The 17970-nt window shown below is 67.4% G+C and carries 12 protein-coding genes; 8 read left to right on the forward strand and 4 right to left on the reverse strand.

Annotation, left to right across the window (positions count from 1 at the left end):
- The first annotated feature begins 289 nt into the window (after positions 1 to 289).
- Positions 290 to 1555, forward strand: coding sequence for an MFS transporter (locus E1263_RS36110; RefSeq protein WP_132175789.1), 1266 nt, complete (start codon positions 290 to 292; stop codon positions 1553 to 1555).
- Between the two features lie 31 nt (positions 1556 to 1586).
- Here E1263_RS36110 and E1263_RS36115 read toward each other — a convergent pair whose 3' ends face one another.
- The gene (locus E1263_RS36115; protein WP_132175791.1) at positions 1587 to 2237 is read right to left on the reverse strand and encodes an NAD(P)H-binding protein; all 651 of its coding nucleotides are present in this window, start codon (positions 2235 to 2237) and stop codon (positions 1587 to 1589) included.
- Positions 2234 to 2665 carry a VOC family protein gene (locus E1263_RS36120; protein ID WP_132175793.1) on the reverse strand — a complete coding sequence of 144 codons (432 nt, stop codon included), beginning with the start codon at positions 2663 to 2665 and terminating at the stop codon, positions 2234 to 2236. Before E1263_RS36120 ends, E1263_RS36115 begins: the two co-directional genes overlap by 4 nt.
- Positions 2666 to 2756: 91 nt before the next feature.
- On the opposite strand from E1263_RS36120, the gene E1263_RS36125 reads away from it, so the two are divergent.
- Positions 2757 to 3413, forward strand: coding sequence for a GntR family transcriptional regulator (locus tag E1263_RS36125; RefSeq protein ID WP_132175795.1), 657 nt, complete (start codon positions 2757 to 2759; stop codon positions 3411 to 3413).
- Here the strand turns inward: E1263_RS36125 and E1263_RS36130 are convergent.
- Positions 3405 to 4430 (reverse strand): LacI family DNA-binding transcriptional regulator, encoded by a 1026-nt coding sequence (locus tag E1263_RS36130; protein ID WP_132175797.1) that lies wholly within the window; start codon positions 4428 to 4430, stop codon positions 3405 to 3407. The genes E1263_RS36125 and E1263_RS36130 overlap by 9 nt on opposite strands.
- A gap of 235 nt (positions 4431 to 4665) precedes the next feature.
- On the opposite strand from E1263_RS36130, the gene E1263_RS36135 reads away from it, so the two are divergent.
- The 3 genes from E1263_RS36135 to E1263_RS36145 all read left to right on the forward strand — a co-directional run bounded on the left by E1263_RS36135 (position 4666) and on the right by E1263_RS36145 (position 11705).
- Positions 4666 to 6987 carry a beta-galactosidase gene (locus E1263_RS36135; protein ID WP_165956868.1) on the forward strand — a complete coding sequence of 774 codons (2322 nt, stop codon included), beginning with the start codon at positions 4666 to 4668 and terminating at the stop codon, positions 6985 to 6987.
- A gap of 61 nt (positions 6988 to 7048) precedes the next feature.
- On the forward strand, positions 7049 to 10822 hold the full coding sequence (locus E1263_RS43410) for a rhamnogalacturonan lyase family protein (protein ID WP_132175801.1): 3774 nt from the start codon (positions 7049 to 7051) through the stop codon (positions 10820 to 10822).
- Between the two features lie 10 nt (positions 10823 to 10832).
- Positions 10833 to 11705, forward strand: a complete 873-nt coding sequence (locus E1263_RS36145; protein ID WP_132175803.1) for an SGNH/GDSL hydrolase family protein — start codon at positions 10833 to 10835, stop codon at positions 11703 to 11705.
- A 6-nt stretch (positions 11706 to 11711) separates the two neighbouring features.
- Here E1263_RS36145 and E1263_RS36150 read toward each other — a convergent pair whose 3' ends face one another.
- Positions 11712 to 13187 (reverse strand): glycoside hydrolase, encoded by a 1476-nt coding sequence (locus tag E1263_RS36150; RefSeq protein WP_132175805.1) that lies wholly within the window; start codon positions 13185 to 13187, stop codon positions 11712 to 11714.
- A 234-nt stretch (positions 13188 to 13421) separates the two neighbouring features.
- On the opposite strand from E1263_RS36150, the gene E1263_RS36155 reads away from it, so the two are divergent.
- The 3 genes from E1263_RS36155 to E1263_RS36165 form a co-directional block, all read left to right on the forward strand.
- Positions 13422 to 14264: an SAM-dependent methyltransferase gene (locus tag E1263_RS36155; RefSeq protein ID WP_132175807.1), complete on the forward strand. Its 843-nt coding sequence runs from the start codon at positions 13422 to 13424 to the stop codon at positions 14262 to 14264.
- Between the two features lie 94 nt (positions 14265 to 14358).
- Complete coding sequence (locus tag E1263_RS36160) at positions 14359 to 16182, forward strand: heparinase II/III domain-containing protein (protein WP_132175809.1); 1824 nt, start codon at positions 14359 to 14361, stop codon at positions 16180 to 16182.
- The coding region (locus E1263_RS36165; RefSeq protein WP_132175811.1) for a DUF2264 domain-containing protein at positions 16182 to 17970 on the forward strand (1789 nt) is incomplete at its 3' end. The genes E1263_RS36160 and E1263_RS36165, both read left to right, overlap by 1 nt.

Below are 17970 nucleotides of genomic sequence, written 5' to 3' on the forward strand. Positions count from 1 at the left end.
CGCCCAGGCCCGCCCCCGCCAGACCGATTCCGCAACCGGCACTCCGCGGCAGCACGGTTCCGTGAACCCTCCTTTGCTGCCGCGACCGCGGGGCCTGTTCAGGCTTTGTGGACTCCCAAGGCCGCGGAGCGCTCACCAGGACCCACAAAGCCTGCGTACCCGCCTACCAGGTTCCACAGGCTTGCGTACCGCCCGACCGCTGCCGTGGCTCGACGGGAAATGTATGGCGCGCTTGGTGAGGGCTGTGCAACCGTGGTGATGGCAAGGGCGGAGACGATCAGGGGGCTGGATGCTCTGGAAGCCGCTGGCTCCGACCGGTGATCTTGCCCTGTTGCGCGACTCGCCGTTCTTGCTGCTGCTGGTTGGCCGGTTCGTTGCGATTCTCGCGTCGGTTGCTGCGCCAGTGGCGCTGGCTTTCGGTGTCCTCGCAGCGCCGGGCGGTACTCCGACCCGGCTGTCCATCGTGATGGCGTGCGAGTCGATCCCGCTGCTGGCGTTCGTGCTCGTCGGTGGCGTGATCGCCGATCGGGTTCAGCGGAGCCGTGTGGTGGTGGTCGGGCTGGTTCTGTCAGCGGTCTCGTTCGGGTCAATCGGAGCGATGCTCGTCCAGGGCGCACCATCGTGGTGGCTGGTAGGAGGTGCCGCGGCTGTGTCCGGCATCGGCATCGCCGTTATGAACCCGGCTCTCGCGGCCATCGTGCCCGAGCTTGTGCCCGTCGAGCAGTTGCATGCGGCAAACAGCATCATCGGCGTCGCGCGGAACGTGGCCCGGATTCTTGGAGTGGTGACGGCCGGTCTCCTGGTCACACTTCTAGGCGGCGGCTGGACGCTTGTCGGGTGTGGCACCGCGCTGCTCCTCGCCGCCGCACCGTTCGCCTTCCTTCGGCCCCGCCGGGTGCTCGCACATTCAGCGAGCGGGAAGAGCCTGTTCGGCGATCTGCGCGATGGCTGGACCGAGTTCCGGTCCCGCGAATGGGTGTGGGTGGTCGTTCTTCAGTCCTCGTTGCATTTCGCCTGCTACGGCGCCGCGATCGGCGTGATCGGGCCCGCGCTAGTCACCGCCGAGCTGGGTGGAGCGAAGACGTGGTCCTGGCTACTGGCCTGCGAATCCGCAGGCACTTTGGCCGGTGCCGTGCTCGCCCTGCGCTGGAAGCCGGAGCGAACCATTCTCGCGAGCGTGATCGCGGTCGCCGTCACCATGCCGACCCCGTTCATTCTGCTGGGGCTGGATGCACCACTTCCCGCAGTGCTGGTGGCGATCTTCTTCACCGGAGTCGGTATGAGCCTCATCGCTGTCCTGTGGTCGGTGACGGTCCAGCTCAAGATCCCGGCCCACGCGCTATCCCGGGTCAGCTCGTACGACGCCCTCGGATCTCTCCTGATGTCGCCGCTCGCACTCATGCTCGCCGGCCCAGCCGTTGCCCTGCTCGGCGCCCGCCCGGCGATGCTTCTCTGTGGGGCACTGCTCGTCGTCATCACCGCCTCTGGCCTGATCTCCCGCGACGTCCGAACCGTCAAGCTCAACCAGCCCGAACCGCCGGTCGAGGAACCGTAACTCCAGGGTTCGCGCGACCGGGCCGTTGAGATCAGGTGGTGAGTGCGGTGACCGCGTCGGCGATGGGGGTGTCGCCGGAGGTGAGCTCGACGATGGTGCGGGTCAAGGCTGGGGTGTGCAGGGTGGCGTCGATGAATGCGGCGACGTCGTCGCGGTGGATGTCGCCGTACTCGACGGCGGGTCCGGCGGTGACGTGGCCGGTGCCGGGGGTGTCGAGGAGCGTGCCGGGCCGGACGATGACCCAGTCCAGGTCGGTGCGGGTCAGGTAGACGTCTGCGGTCTTCTTGACCTTGATGTAGTGCTCGAAGCCCTCACCCAGCGCACCGCCGCGCAGTGCGTCGGGGAAGACCGAGACGAGCACGAAACGGGAGACACCGGCCAGTGCGGCGGCGTCAGCGGCTTTCGCGAGCCCCTCACCGTCGATCAGCGTGGTCTTGTCCATGCCGGTGCCGTGCGCTCCGGCCGAGAAGACGACCGCGTCGTGCCCGCGCATCTTCTCGGCGAGCGTCTCGGCCGAGTCAGCAATCAGGTCGCCGACGATCGGCGTACCGCCGGCGGTGCTGACAACATCGCCCTGGGCGGGACCGCGGTGCATGCCGGTCACTGTGTCGCCGCGGGCGGTGAGGAGTTGGGTGAGGCGGTGGCCGACGCCGCCGGCTGCGCCGATCTGGAAGATCTTCACGAGGCGAAGACCTGGGAGTCGTCGGCGAAGGCCTTGAACTCGAGGGCGTTGCCGGCCGGGTCGAGGAGGAACATCGTCCACTGCTCGCCGGTCTGGCCCTGGAAACGGACGTAGGGCTCGATCACGAACGTGGTGCCGGCCTCGCGGAGGCGTCCGGCCAACTCCTGGAAGGCCTCGACTTCAAGGATCAGGCCGAAGTGCGGAACCGGTACGTCGTGGCCGTCGACCGGGTTGTGGATGCGCTGCGCGCGTTCCGGGGCGAGGTGGGTGACGAACTGGTGGCCGTGCAGGTTCCAGTCGACCCAGCTGTCGGAACTGCGGCCCTGCGTGAGGCCGAGCACCTCGCCGTAGAAGTGGCGCGCTGCGGCCAGGTCGTCGACCGGCATGGCCAGGTGGAACCGGGGGATGGGGGAGTTGAGCACGCTCATGGGGGCCTCTCAATCGATGGTTGTAGCAATGTTGACATTGGGACAACAGTGTAATGTTAACATTAGGACACCAGGGAGGTGCAAGCCAGCAATGAGTGAGCAGAGCAAGGTGGCTCCGGCCCGGCGCCGGGGTCTGGCCGAAGAGGTCGCGGACCGGATCCGCGAGGCGATCTTCACCGGCGCCTACGCGCCCGGCGCGCAGTTGCGCGAGGTGGAACTATCGGGCGTCATGGATGTCAGCCGGGGCCCGGTCCGGGAAGGGCTGCGGTTCCTGGAGCGTGAGGGTCTGGTCCGGGTCGCCTGGCATCGCGGCGCCTTGGTCACCACGCTGTCCGCTGACGATGTCGCCGAGTTGGACAGCCTGCGCGGCGCCCTGGAGGACCTCGCTGTTCATCAGGTCATCGCCCAGGCCTCGGACGAGGAACTGGACGCCCTGGCGAAAACTGCAGCGGCGATGGAACGAGTCGAGGACCCGCACGAGATGGTGCGCTGCGACATCCTCTTCCACGACGCCGTCTTCGCCGCCTCCGGACACCGCCGACTGGCCGAGGCCTGGGACGGTATCCGTTGCCAGGTGCACCTGTTCCTGCTGACCCGGATCGGCCTCAGTACCGAGGGCTATCTCAAGTGCATCCCTCGCGAGCACCAGGAGCTTGTCAGCGCGCTCCGATCCCGAGACGCAGACACCGCGCTCACCCTCTTCGCCGAGCACCGTCGACACGCGATCGACGTGGTCACGTCAGCTTGACGTGGATTCCCGGATCACGAGTTCGGTCGGTACGACGACATGGCGCGGGGGAGACCCGTCGATTCGTTCGGTGAGCAGTTCGACGGCGGTCTTGCAGATCACGTCGAAGTGCTGGCGCATCGTGGTGATCGCCGGTACGACGGAAGTGGCCGCCGTACTGTCGTCGAAGCCGACGACGGCGACGTCCTCCGGGACCCGTCGTCCGGCCTGGCGAAGGGCTTCGATCGCGCCGGCCGCCATCACATCGTTGGCGGCGAAGACCGCATCGAGGTCCGGCACGCGGTCCAGCAGGGCCAGCATGGCTTCGGCTCCGCTCGCCTGTGAGTAGTCCCCGACCTCGATCCAGCGGGGATCGACCTCGCCGCTGAGCGCCTCCGTGTAACCGGCGAGTCGCTGGTCGCCGCTCGGGCCGCGGTCCGGGCCCGCGATGGTGACGATGCGGCGGCGCCCGAGTGACAGCAGGTACCGCGTTGCGAGGGCGGCGCCTTCCTTGTCGTCGGCCGACACCCAGCTCACCTCGGCGGCCGAGGGCGGTTCGCCCGCGCTGACCAGCGGGATCCCGGTGCGCTCGATGCGCGCCACGACCTCAGGATCCTGGTGCCAAGAGATGACGAACAGGCCGTCGACTGCGCCGTCCTCGACGAACTCGACAGCGTGGTCGCGCTCTGCCTGGTTGCCGGCCATGAGCAGGACGATCGACGACCCGCGTTCGCGCAGCGCGTCCGAGATGCCCTGGAGCAGCACCGCGAAATTGGGGTCGGCGAACAGCCGGTCGACGCCCTCGTTGATCAGGAATGCGACCCGATGACTCCGGCGCCCGCGCAGACTTCGCGCCGTACTGCTGGGGCGATAGCCGGTCTCGGCGATCGCCCGCTCGACGGCGTCCCGGGCGGATTCGCTGACCCATCGCTCGTTGTTGAGAACGCGCGACACCGTGCCGCGGGACACCCCGGCGGCGGTCGCGATGTCCGTGATCGTCGGACGCTTGCCGCGATGCCCGTCCGTAGAACTTGCCACCGTGCTCCGTCCGTTCGCTGCGGACTGCTGCTGCCCTTGCCTGACCAACCGTAGATCAGTTGCCGCCGGCCGCGTGGACCGGCGGCCGAGTGGCCGATTCCGGTCATCCGGGGTAGTGCTGCCGGCTCTGCGGCAGTGGGGTCTTGACACCCCCAGCGGGAGCCTGGGACCTTTCACGTCATCGAGCCTGGGATCGATCCCAGGCTTGCCGCGGCAACCGCCGGGAGGCGAGCAGATGGCGACCAGCCCCCACCAGATCAAGGTGTCCGCGTGGCCGGGCGATCCGCAGCGGCCACGAATGGCCAACGCCGTGGATCAGCGGTCCGGGCTCGGCCTGTCCGACCGCGGTCTGGAACGCGACGGGGTGCCGTTCATCCCGATCTCCGGGGAAGTGCATTACAGCCGGATTCCTCGGGATCGCTGGGAGGCGCGGCTCCGGTCGGTGGTAGCCGCTGGGGTGACGGTGGTGTCGACGTACGTGCCGTGGCTGCACCATGTGCCGGACGGTGCCGGGCCGCAGTTCGGCGGCAATCTCGATGTCGGCGCGTTCATCGATGCCTGCGGCAACCATCGGCTCGATGTGGTGCTGCGGATCGGGCCGTGGTGCCATGGTGAGCTCCGCAACGGCGGCTTCCCGGACTGGGTCGCCGCCGCCGACGTTGTCCATCGCACCGACGATCCGCGGTATCTGGAGCTTGTCGAGGAGTGGTTCGGTCAGTTGGCCGGGCATCTCGGGCGGAGAGCAGGGCCGGACGGCGACCTGCTGGCGATCCAGCTCGAGAACGAGCTCTACGACCAGCCCGATCATCTGCGCAGCCTCAAGGCCTTGGCTCGCCGGGCGGGGTTGGCCGCCCCGCTCTGGACGGCGACGGCGTGGGGCGGAGCGCAACTGCCGGCGGGGGAGGTGTTCCCCGTGTACGGCGGTTATGGCGACGGCTTCTGGGTTGCCTCCGATGCAGGCTGGGACCCGTCGTTCCGGGAGCACTTCTTCTTCAGCCATCAATGGGACGATCCCGGGATCGGCGCGGATCTGCGGTCCGATGAGCGGTCTGCAGCCGCTGCGTCTGTCAGCGCGGAGTTCCCGCCGGCCACGTGTGAACTCGGCGGCGGGATGGCAACGGCGTACCACCGCCGGCCGGTTCTCGCGCCGCTCGACGTGGCGACTCCGGCGTGGTGCAAGATCGGCAACGGCTCGGCCTGGCAGGGATACTACATGTTTGCCGGCGGCACGAATCCAGCCGGCGGATGGCAGGAGTCCCAGGCGACTGGCTACCCCAACGATCTGCCGAGGCTGAGCTACGACTTCCAGGCGCCGATCGGTGAAGCGGGCGAACTCAACGGCTCGCATGCCGAACTGCGGCGCCAGCACGCCTTCCTGACTGCGTTCGGCGCCGGACTCACGGAGCTACCGTCCTGGCTCCCCGAGGTTCGCCCGGCGAACACCGAGGACCGTACGACGCCGCGATGGGCGGTGCGGTCGGACGGCGACAAGGGCTATCTCTTCCTGGCCTGGCATCAAGCCCACGAGCAGCTGGATCCGTTGGAGGACGTCCAGTTCGAGATCGGGGGAGCGACGCCGACCACCGTCCCATCGGAGCCGATCACCATCCGGCCCGGCACCCTCGCTTGCTGGCCGGTGTTCCAGGAGTACGGCGGAGTCATGATCGAGTGGATCACCGCCACGCCGCTCACCCTGCTTGCCGGGAGCGAAGCGCCAGTCCTGGTGCTGATCGCCGATCACCGGATGCCGGTCGAGCTCCGGCTACCGCCCGGCGTCGCAATCCAGTCCCAGGCTGAGACCTCAACGACGTACCGGCTGACGCCCTCGGAGGTCCCGGTCAGGTTGGTGTCAGCCACTGGAGCACTCGACCTGCTGGTGCTGCCCGCGACACTCGGGCCGGACCTCTGGGTGCGCGAGCACCCCGACCGGACTCTTCTTCTGTCCGACTGCGAAATCTCCTGGTACGACGACGGTCCGGTTCAGGTCGTTGCCGCCGGGGAGCTGCCGCGGTTGCGACGGTACGACCCGGCCGGCAAGCGCTTCGTCGAGGCGCCGTTGAGTCCCGCGCCGACGCCCGGCCGGATCGAGTCGGCGCAGGTGGAGCTCATTCGCCCGGCCGCTCAGGTGCCCGCGACCTATGGCGAACGCGACGGCCGGGCCGCCAGTCCGCAGCCGTCGGACCTCGAGCGGCTTGCGGGTCGCTATCGCGTGACCTTGCCGGACTGGGTTCGCGGCCAGGCCGTTGAGGCGCGACTCTGCATTACCTGGGCCGGCGATGTCGCCGAACTCGAGGTGGACGGTGTGCCGGTCGCTGATCGCTTCTGGGACGGACGCGCGTGGACAGTCGACGTGCGAGACACCGGCCTCAGTACGGCGAAGGACGTCGTACTGAGGGTGCTGCCGTTGTCCCCGGACAGTCCGATCTGGCTGCCATCAGAGGCACAAGCGGTGCGAGCGAACCACCCGGGGCAGCTGCTCCGGACGCCAACCGTCGAGGTCGTGGAACTGGTCCTAGTCAGTGACAACAACTGGTCACCCCACTACTGTTCACGCTAACACCGATTGTGACGCAACACTTCGCTTCTCCTTCGCCCACTAAGGAAGAGGTAACCGCCCCATGTCCCAGTTCCGAAAAGTCGTTCTCGCCGCGGCCCTGGTCGTCGGCTCGCTGAGTCCGCTCAGTCCGTTGCCGGTCTCCGCCCAGCCCACGGCGCTGCCCGCCGGTTGTTCGGGCACCGCACCGATCCAGTGCCACTTCGATGTTGCTCCAGGCAACTACGACGTCACCGTCGACCTCGGCAGCACGACGCGTGCCGCCAACACCGGTATGTCGGTGGAGACCCGCAGGCAGGTGCTGTCGGCTGTCTCAACCACCGCCGGCCAGGTGATCCGCAATACCGCAACTGTCAACGTTCGCGTCCCGGAAGGGCAGCCGACAGGCCAAGGCGGGACCGGTACGGCGGGCTTGAGTCTCACGTTCGACGGCAGTTCACCGGCGATCGGCGCGTTGACCGTCAAGCCGGCAAGTGCGCCGCTGGTTGCGTATCTCGCCGGTGACTCGACCGTTTGCGATCAGCCGGGCGCGCCGTACGCGGGCTGGGGTCAGCTCCTGCCCACCCGCGTGCGCAGTGGTGCCGTGATCGCGAACTACGGTGATTCCGGCGAGAGCTCAGGGAGCTTCCTCGCCAATGCCGCTCTGTTCCCGACGATGAAACCGTTGATCAAGAGCAACAACCTGGTCTTCATCCAGTTCGGGCACAACGACAAGGACACCACAGCGACCGCCTTCCGGGACAACCTCACGAAGCTGGTCAACGGCGTTCGTGAACGCGGCGGGACGCCGGTGCTGGTGACACCGCCGGTACGCCGATTGTTCAGCGGTAACGCGTTGACGCCGACGGCGTTGCATATCAACGGCCGTGGCGTCGACCTGCCTGCGGTGATCCGGGCACTCGGCCAGAGCGCGACCGTTCCGGTGATCGATCTGACCGCCAAGAGCAAGACGTTGGTGGAATCGCTCGGCCCGACCGCTTCCCAGCAACTGTTCCTTACCAAGGAAGCTAACGACAACACCCACTTCTCGGTGTACGGCGCGACGCAGATGGCGAACTTCGTTGTCCAAGGCATCCGCGAGCGCAACCTGTCGCTGGTGAACTTCCTGCGCCCGACCACCGCGGCGCCGGAGTCTCCGACGGAGACCTTGAACCGTGGCGTCATCAGCGTGCACACGCCGAAGGGCAACCGGGTCAGCTGGCGGATGCTCGCGGATGACCCGCAGGGTGTCACTTACAACGTCTACCGCGATGGCACCAAGGTGAACACCACTCCGGTCAGCGGTCCGACGAGTTTCGTCGATGCGGAAGGGACGGCCGGTGCGAAGTACGTCGTACAGGCTGTCACTGATGGAGTCGAGCAGCGGGCCAAGTTCGCGGCCGAGGATTCGCTGTCGCTGGACAGTGTCAACGGTGCGACCGCGAGCAGCCGAGATGTGCCGTTGCAGATTCCGGCCGGCGGCACCACACCGTCCGGGGAGAACTACACCTACGTCGCGAACGACACGAGCGTTGGTGATCTGGACGGTGACGGCCAGTACGAGCTCATCGTGAAGTGGGACCCGACCAACGCTCACGACAATTCGCAGGCGGGCTATACCGGCAACGTCTACCTCGATGCCTACAAGCTGAACGGCACGCGGTTGTGGCGGATCGACCTCGGCCGCAACATCCGCGCCGGCGCGCACTACACGCAGTTTCAGGTCTTCGACTACGACGGTGACGGTCGCGCGGAGGTCGCGGTGAAGACCGCGGACGGCACGCGCTCCGGCACCGGCCAGGTGATCGGCAGCTCGAGTGCCGACCACCGCAACTCCTCTGGCTACATCCTGACCGGCCCCGAGTTCTTGTCGGTGTTCCGCGGGACCGACGGCGCGGTACTGGCGACCGCCAACTACCAGCCGCCGCGCGGCACCGTCTCCTCGTGGGGCGACAACTACGGCAACCGGGTCGACCGCTTCCTGGCCGGTACGGCGTACTTGGACGGCTCGCGACCGAGCATCATCATGGCGCGTGGCTACTACACCCGTTCCGTCATCAGCGCCTGGGACTACCGCAACGGTGCGCTGACGCAGCGCTGGATCTTCGACTCCAACTCGGCCGGAGCTCAGTGGACCGGCAAGGGAAACCACCAGTTGTCGATCGCCGATGTCGATGCCGATGGGCGCGACGAGGTGCTGTACGGGTCGATGGCGATCGACGACAACGGCCGTGGTTTGTGGCAGAACGCCACCCACCACGGCGATGCCTACCATGTCGGCGACTTCATCCCGACCCGGCCGGGCCTTGAGGTCTTCAAGCCCTCGGAGTCGACCAGCGAGGTCGCGCACTGGATGGGTGACGCCAAGACGGGCCAGATCATCTGGAGTGCACCTTCGTGCGGCTGTGACAACGGCCGCGCAGTCGCCGACGACATCTGGGCCGGCAACGCTGGTGCGGAAGCGTGGTCCTTGTCGGTGGACGGTCTGCGCAGCGCCACCAACGGGTCGCAGGTCGCGGCGCGCAAGCCGAGCTCGACGAACTTCGTGATCTGGTGGGACGGCGATGCACAGCGCGAGCTGCTCGACGACACGCACATCGACAAGTACGGCACCAGCGGCGACACCCGCCTGCTGACCGGCTCTGGGGTCGCTTCCAACAACGGAACGAAGGCGACGCCGGCGCTGTCGGCCGACATCCTCGGTGACTGGCGCGAAGAAGTGATCTGGCGGACGTCGGACAACCGGGCGCTGCGGATCTACTCCACGACGGACAGTACGTCGATCAGCCGGCCGTCGCTGATGCAGGACCGCCAGTACCGGGTGGCTGTGGCCTGGCAGAACACGGCGTACAACCAGCCGCCGCACCCCAGCTTCGCCATCACCAACACAGCCGTCACCAACACGGCCGTCACGACCGAGGCCGCGACGCTGGCAGCCGGTGGCGGCCAGCCGAACGACACCAACCTCCAGTACTACGGCCGCTGGAACCGCTCGAACGCGTCGTACTACTGGATGGGCTGGGCCGGCGGCTATGTCGAGGCTGCCTTCACCGGAAGCTCCATCGGCGTCAAGCAGCGCAACGCCATCGACCTGTACTACTCGGTCGACGGCAAGCCGCTGCAGTGGCGACGTAACGTCTCCGGCAACGTCACCCTCGCGACCGGCTTGTCGAGCGGCACGCACAAGGTTCGGATCGGCTACCGGGAGCGGGCCGGTTCATACACCGGTGACCCGGTCTTCGGTGGTCTGATCCTGGCCAGTGGTGGGCAGACAAGCGCGATCAGCCGGCCGCAGAAGCTCATCGAGTTCATCGGTGACTCGATCACCGTCGGCCAGCCGAACGCCAACCGGCCGTTCACCTCCTACCCGTGGCTCACGGGGGCGACGCTGAAGGCAGCCCACACCCAGGTCGCCCAAGGCGGCGCCTGCCTGGTCGCCCAGGACTGCTGGGGAATGGTCGACTGGTTCCGCCGGTCTTCGAACACGGCAACCACCGACGACTGGAACTTCTCGACGTACCAGGCCGCGGCGGTGGTGATCAACCTCGGCACCAACGACGTCGGCCACAGTGTCTCGGGACCGACGTTCCAGCAGAACTACGTGGTGATGCTCGAGCGCGTCCGGCGTGCTTACCCCTCCGCGCAGATCTTTGCCATGGGCACCTTCCGCAACCGCTACCTCCCCGAGACCCGCAACGCGATCGCGGCGCGCACCTCGGCCGGTGACAGCAAGGTCCACTTCATCGACACCACCGGATGGATCACCACGGCGGACACCAGCGACAACGTCCACCCCACCGATGCGGGTCACGTGAAGATCGCCAACCGGCTCACCGCCGTCCTCGACGACTACCTGTAAGGAGTGCCCGATGAAGCTTCGATCAGCACTACTCCGTACGGCGCTCCTGACCGGTGCCGCGATCGTGTTCTCCTCCGTCACCGTGAGCACGGCGACGCCCGCAGTCGCCAACCCCTGCTCGGAAAAGCCGGCAACGGCAGCCGCTGCTCCGGCAGCCCAGACGCCCATCACCGTCTGGCTGGCCGGCGACTCCACGATGGCAGCTCCGTCGGGCGGCGCGGTGTGTCCGGCCGGATGGGGGTCTCAGGTCGCCCCTTACTTCAACGCCAACGCGACGGTGCGGAACAGCGCCGTTGGCGGTCGCAGCATCCAGACCTGGCTGTACGAGGGCAACGTCACCGGTACGAAGAACTCGGCCGGTGAGTGTGTCCTCAGTTCGAACACCTATTCATCGCGCTGGCAGGCGATGCTCAATTCGACGACCGGCATGAAGGCCGGCGACTATCTGCTGATCCAGTTCGGGATCAACGACGGTGATCCCAATTGCCCTCGGCATGTAGGTTCGGCGCGCTACCGCGAGCTTCTCGGCGTGATGGCCGCCGCGGCCAAGGCCCGCGGCGCGAAGCCGGTCTTCCTGACCCCGGTCTCGGCCATCAAGTGTTCGGGCTCGACCGCGGTCGCCACCCGCGGCTTCCTCAGCGAGACCAACGCGGCCGCGACTGCCAACCAGGTACCGGTCATCGATTTGCACAAGTTGAGCTACACGCTCTACAACACGCTGCGGCTGTGCCCGAACAACGGCGACTACGGGTCGGGTGCGGTCGGTGCGTTCTTCTGCAACGACCACACCCATTTCGAACCCGCCGGTGCTCGTCAGATCGCGGGCGTCGTCACCAAGGCAATCCGTGACCAGAACATCCCGCTCTCGGCGTACCTGAAGTAGAGCGGCTCAGCGGACGACGCCGTCGATCTGAATGGTCTGTACGGCGCCGGCCGCGAAAGGTACCTGAACCTGCTCCCCGCTGACCGCCAGGTCCTGGCGACGCGTGTACCGGTCGCCGGAGCCTGAGGTCAGCGTGGACCAGCGGGTGGCTGTGCCGTTCGGGACCGTGCCGAACGGCGACAGGTCGAAGGTCAGGTTCTGGGCAGCTCCGTTGTTCGCGGCAACGATCACCAGGCGTCGTGCCGCTGCGTCATGGGCTGCCACGGCGTAGTCCACACCGGTGTTGATGATGCGCATACCGGGCCGGATGTGCCGGGTGAACTGCGCCAGCACGTACAGCTTGGTCTCGACGGCGCCTGCTTGCCCGGCATTGCCGTCGTACCGGATCGTGCCCCAGCCGGCGGTGGGGTCCATCACCTGCCAGTAGGCCCAGGCTGTCGGCTTGAGCCAGCGGAAGTCCATCAGCAGGCAACGGGCAGTCATCATGCCGCTGCCGTCGGAGTCGCCGTGCTCGGAGTTCCACAGCACCTTGCCGGAGGCGCGAACCTCGTCGCCGAGCAGGTCGCGGCGACCGCTCAGGCCCTGGTAGCCATGCACGTTCACCTGCTTCACCCGGCCCTTGGTGGCCGAGTCGAAGCTGCTCCACGTGGTCCGGGCGAGGTCGTAGTTGGTCTCGTCGGAGGCCGAGATGCCGACGCCGGTGAGGCCGATGCGGTCGAGCTCGGTGCGGAGGTTGGTGATGACGCTGCGCTGAGTCGTTGCGTCGATGTGGCAGCCCTCCTGCCCGCCGTCGGCCTTCCACCAACCGGACGACGGCTCGTTGAACGGGTCCACGGTCCGGAAGTTCACGCCCCACTGGTCGCGGGCGCGGCGAGCAGTCGCCGCCAGGTGCAGCGCGTGCTGGCGGTGGTTCCACGACTGGAGATTGTTGCCGCCGTCCGCGGCGCCGGACGGGTTGTGGTTCGAGCACATCCACCACATCGGCGAGTTGGCGAACAGCTCGCTGATCGCGCCCCGCTGGGTTGCCTTGGTCAGCATCGCGCGCTGCTTGGCGTCGGCGTTCCAGTTCCAGGCCGAGGATGCCGGGTCCTCATTTCCCCAGTCCTGCCAGAAACCCTCGATCTGCTTGAACCGCGGGATGTTCGGCGAGACGGCCATCCGTTCGCTGCCAACGGCGTTCCAGCTGGAGCCGCCGAGGTTGTAGCGGGCGATGTTCATGCCTAGTCCGGGCAGCGAGGCGCCGTTGTAGCTCACGGTCTTGGTGGTGAAGAACAGGTCGGCGAAGTCGTCCCGGTCGCCGAAGACGTTCGCCCACCACGCCAGTGAGGTGCCCCAGCCTTCCCAGGCACCCTGGTCGGCGGCCGGGTCGACACGGACGGTCGCGTCGGCGCGCGCCGTACCGGTACTGAGGACCGCGCTGGCGGCGGTGATGCCGGCGGCGGCGAGTAGCGTACGGCGGTGGATGTTCGGAGGTGAGTCCATGGGGCGGTCTCCTCGCTGACTGTGTGGGCATTCCTGAGGTCATAGCAGCGGGTCGCCGGTCCCGGTTCAAGACCGCGAACACGAACGACCACAGTCGACCGAAGTCGTACGACGCCTACTTGTCTCGTGAAAGAATTACAGCTTGTTCCGTCAAGGAATCCCGGGCCGTGGTCACACGCTGATGTTGATTCGCTACGATGCGGGCTACTGCACGGGCGGCGTCGAGGAGTTTCTATGAGTGACCAAAGCGATGACACTGCAGTCGACATGGCGGAACGGCTCAACCTGACCGTGCCGCACAGTGCCCGGGTCTATGACTACTTCCTGGGCGGCAAGACGAACTTCGCGCCGGACCGTGCGGTCGCCGAGCACCTGCTCGAGGCGTTCCCCGGATTCCGGACCGCAGCCCAGTCGAACCGGATGTGGATGCACCGAGCAGCCCGGTACGTCGCCGAGCAGGGCATCACCCAGTTCCTCGACATCGGCACCGGCATCCCCACCAGCCCGAACCTGCACGAGGTCGTGCAGGAGGTCGTGCCGGAGGCCAACGTCGTGTACGCGGACAACGACCCGATCGTGCTCGCGCACTCGCGCGCGCTGCTGGTCAGCTCGCCCGGCGGCCGGACGGCGTACCTCGAGGCGGACATCACCGACCCGAAGGCGATCCTCGAGTCCGAGGAGGTCCGCGAGCTCCTCGACCTGACCAAGCCGGTCGCGCTGAGCATCGTCGGTGTCTTCCACTACCTGCCCGACGAGACGAAGCCGTACGAGCTGCTCCAGCAGCTGGTCGACGCGCTGGCGCCCGGTTCGTACCTGATCTTCTCGCACTGCACGCCGGACTTCGCCCCCGAGATGTGGGAGCAGGCGATCCAGGTCTACAAGGCCGACGGTGGTGACGCCCAGGTCCGCAGCCGCGAGGAGATCGAGCGTTTCTTCACCGGCCTGGAGCTGGTCGAGCCCGGCGTGGAGGTTCCCTACCGCTGGCACCCCGACGCCGAAACCGAGCGCCTCGTCGACAACGAGACCTTCACCGATGTCAGCTGCAGCCTCTGGGTAGGCGTCGCCAAGAAGCCGTAACACTCCCGGCCGGCCCGGAGTTCGGGCCGGAACGGTTCTGTACGAGTCTGATCGTTATCTGGTCGCGGACCCGGGCACGCGAGAGCATGTCCGGGTGACGATTGCTGGGCGCTGGCAGGCGCTGGAACCGGCCGTCCGGAGCGCCGCGCTGAATTCCGCGCGGGATCGGGCCGGCGTCCCTGACATCGAACGGCGAGCGCTCTGGGCCTCGCGTCCGTCTGGGGCTGTGCTTGAACGCGCTGCGGCCGATCGGCTCCGGCCGTGGCCGCGGCTGCTGCTGTCGGACTTCGCGCGGTACTGGCGGGACGGTGTCCGGACGGCGTACGAGAATCCGGCGGGGGAGTTGCGCCAACGCACCAGTACGGCGGTGCTCGCGGCCGCGCTGACCGGCTCGGAGGAGTATCTCGACGAGGCTGCCGACGGCTTGCTGCTGCTCTGCGAACAGACGACCTGGTGCTGGGCTGCTCACGAGTCGTTCGCGACCGCTCGGGGCGAGGTTGTGGCCGATCCCGGCACGCCGTACTTAGACCTGGGGGCCGCCGAGACGGTGGAGGTGCTGGCGTGGGCCGATCTCGTACTCGGTCCGGCGCTGGATGAGCGCGTGCCCGGGCTGCGCCGTCGAATCCGGTCCGAGGCCTCGCAGCGGGTGATCGAGCCGTTCCTGACCGACCGCCGGTGGCATTGGCTCGGGCTGGACGGCCACCTGCACAACTGGAACCCGTGGATCCACGGGCATGTGCTGGCCGCCGCCCTGTTCCTGGATACCGACCCGGTACGGCGGGAGCAAGTCGTGGACCTGGTTGTCGACGGGCTCGACCGGTATCTCCAGGCGCTCCCCGCCGATGGTGGTTGCGATGAGGGCTACGCGTACTGGTGGAACGGTCCGGCCCGACTGGCCAGCGCGCTGGAGTTGCTGGATCGGATCACGCTGGGTGCGTTCGACCCATGGCGGTGCGCGCCGATGGAGGAGCTGGCCCGGTATCCGCAGCGGATGGCGCTGGGCGCCGGCTGGTTCGTCAACGTCGGGGACGGTTCGGCCCGGCCGAACCCAGATCAGCCTTGGGATGTACTGCATCGCTGGGGCCGCCGTACCGGTGATCGGGAGGTGATGGCGCAAGCTGCCGGGTATCGCGATCGGTCGACCGCCGTCGTCGGTCTCGGACGAGCGCTGGTTGCGTTGGTCGACGACGACTGGCGGGAGGCTGCCGTCGTACCGGAGCCGTTGCCTCGATCTAGTTGGCTGCCCGACGTGCAATTGCTGGTCGCCCGGCAGGAGGGTGGCTCCAGCGCGGGGTGGACGCTGGCGGTCAAGGGCGGGAACAACGACGAGAACCACAATCACAACGATGTCGGCTCGTTCATTGCCGCGCTCGATGCGGTTCCGGTGCTGGTGGATCTGGGGCAGCCGACGTACACGGCGATCTCCTTCTCGGACCGGCGCTACGAGCAGTGGGTGGTGCGGAGCGAGTGGCACAACGTGCCGGTCGTCGACGGGCGGGAGCAGGAGGCCGGATCACGGTGGCGGGCGACAGACTTCGCCGTACACGGTGATGATCGGGCCGAGCTTGATCTGTCGGAGGCCTATCCGACGGGGAGTCTGCGTAGGTCGGTGAGTTTGGATCGTCGCGATCAGGTCGTCCGGGTCGTCGACAATTGGGCGGCGGGGACCGAGGTTGTCGAACATTTCGTGATCGCTGGCAGGCCGGTCGCCCATGAGCCCGGCAGATTAGTGGTCGAGACTCTGGGCGGAGGTCTGGCCGAGTTGGGCTGGGACGCCGGTCTCGGCGCCGGGAAGTTGGAGACGCTAGCCGTTGACGACGAGATGCTCGAGCGGGTCTGGGGGTCGGTCGTCCACCGGCTAATCCTTGCTGCAGGCAACAATTCTTTCGAACTCACGCTGACCCGAGGGCTTCGTTGATGACCGACGCCCGCTTCACCGGCCTGACCCGCGACTCCTGGGCCGGGGTCGCCGACCAGCTACTGCTCTCACTGCGGGGCTGGGCTTCGCCTGAGCACGCACGGATCGACTTGCCTGGGCAACAGAGCGCCTACGGTCCCGACAGCGACTCTCTAGAGGCTTTCGCCCGGTCCTTCCTGCTCGCTGCGATCCGGCTGAAAGGCGATGACGGCAAGGATCCACACGACTTCGCCGGCTGGTACGCGGAGGGGTTGCGGGCGGGCACCGATCCGGCGTCGCCGCATGCTTGGCCGCGGCCCGATCAGCTCGGGCAGGCGAAGGTGGAGGCCTGCTCGATCGCGCTCGGGCTGCACCTGAGCCGGCCGTGGTTGTGGGACCGGCTCGACGACCGGGACCGCTCGCAGATCGTCGCCTGGCTGTCGACCGTGGTCGGCGAGAAGTACCCGCCGATCAACTGGGTCTGGTTCCAGGTCGTCGTGGAAACTTTCCTCAAGTCGGTCGGTGGGCCGTGGTCCCGCGACGACATCGACAGCGGGCTTGCAGTGCACGAGTCGTTGTACCGTTCGAATGGCTGGTACGCCGATGGTCCGGAACGCGCGTTCGACCACTACAACGGTTGGGCGCTGCACGTCTATCCGTTGCTCTGGGCATCGATGGACCCCGGGTTGTGCGACCCGGCGCTGGAGACTGCGTGGCGTGAGCGGCTGACATCGTTCCTGGATTCGGCCGTCCACTTGGTCGGCAGCAACGGCTCACCACTGATCCAAGGCCGAAGCTTGACGTACCGCTTCGCTGCGGCTGCGCCGTTCTGGGTCGGGGCAATTACCGGTGCCACCGATCTCACCCCTGGCCTGCTGCGCCGGACCTCGTCCGGAATGCTCAAACACTTTCTCGACCACGGCGTCCCCGATGAGCGCGGCCTGCTGACCCTCGGCTGGTACGGCGAATGGCCGGCGATTGCGCAGTCGTACTCCGGGCCAGGGTCGCCGTACTGGGCGGTGAAAGGCATGCTCGGCCTGATGCTTCCGGCCGACCACCCGGTCTGGACGGCGGCTGAAGAACCCTTGCCTGTCGAGCGATCCGACTTCAATCGCTCGATCGCGGAAGCAGGGTGGCAGGTCAGCGGAACGCAGTTCGACGGGATCGTGCGCATCGTCAACCACGGCACCGATCACGCGGTCCCCGGCGACGAACGCGCCGACTCGCCGTTGTACGCGCGTCTCGGCTACTCGACTCATACGATGCCGCCGCTGAGTCCGCCGTACTGGGCGCAGCCGCTGGAGAACAGCGTCAGCATCGTCCACCCGTCGCTCGGCCTCTCGCACCGCAACGGCTTCACGGTTGCCGGTGCGGGCAGCTCGATCGCGAGCACTCATTGGGTTCGGACCAGCGACGACGAAGGACCGGAACACGGATCGGGTCGCGGGGGACCGGTCACCCCAGGCCCGACTGTTGCGGTGGCATCGGCGCTCCACGGCAGTCATGAAGTACGCGTCGCCCGTATCGCTGCGGATGCCGTAGTCGAGCCGGGCTGGCTCATCGAATTCTCCGGCTGGCCACTCACGGCCGACATCCCACCCGTCGCCGAAGGAGCCGAAGTCCGCGCCGACAACCTCGTATCGGTGGTCGGACCCTGGCTCGGCTTCGACACCTTCGACGTACGGCGAACCGACGAGTCAGGGGCCCTAGGCAACCACACCGCGATCCCCTACGCGCGAGCCGCCGCCGTACCGGGCGAGCTCTTCATCGCCACCATCACCCTCGCCGGCAACACCCCCGAACCCCCAC

It is taken from the genome of Kribbella antibiotica (assembly GCF_004349055.1).
In the GTDB taxonomy this organism is placed as follows: Bacteria; Actinomycetota; Actinomycetes; order Propionibacteriales; family Kribbellaceae; genus Kribbella; species Kribbella antibiotica.

Excerpts from the sequence above, each read along its gene's own strand:
- E1263_RS36110 (WP_132175789.1), top strand. The coding sequence starts at position 290 with ATGCTCTGGAAGCCGCTGGCTCCGACCGGTGATCTTGCCCTGTTGCGC.
- E1263_RS36120 (WP_132175793.1), bottom strand. The coding sequence starts at position 2,665 with ATGAGCGTGCTCAACTCCCCCATCCCCCGGTTCCACCTGGCCATGCCG.
- E1263_RS36125 (WP_132175795.1), top strand. The coding sequence starts at position 2,757 with ATGAGTGAGCAGAGCAAGGTGGCTCCGGCCCGGCGCCGGGGTCTGGCC.
- E1263_RS36135 (WP_165956868.1), top strand. The coding sequence starts at position 4,666 with ATGGCGACCAGCCCCCACCAGATCAAGGTGTCCGCGTGGCCGGGCGAT.
- E1263_RS43410 (WP_132175801.1), top strand. The coding sequence starts at position 7,049 with ATGTCCCAGTTCCGAAAAGTCGTTCTCGCCGCGGCCCTGGTCGTCGGC.
- E1263_RS36145 (WP_132175803.1), top strand. The coding sequence starts at position 10,833 with ATGAAGCTTCGATCAGCACTACTCCGTACGGCGCTCCTGACCGGTGCC.
- E1263_RS36150 (WP_132175805.1), bottom strand. The coding sequence starts at position 13,187 with ATGGACTCACCTCCGAACATCCACCGCCGTACGCTACTCGCCGCCGCC.
- E1263_RS36155 (WP_132175807.1), top strand. The coding sequence starts at position 13,422 with ATGAGTGACCAAAGCGATGACACTGCAGTCGACATGGCGGAACGGCTC.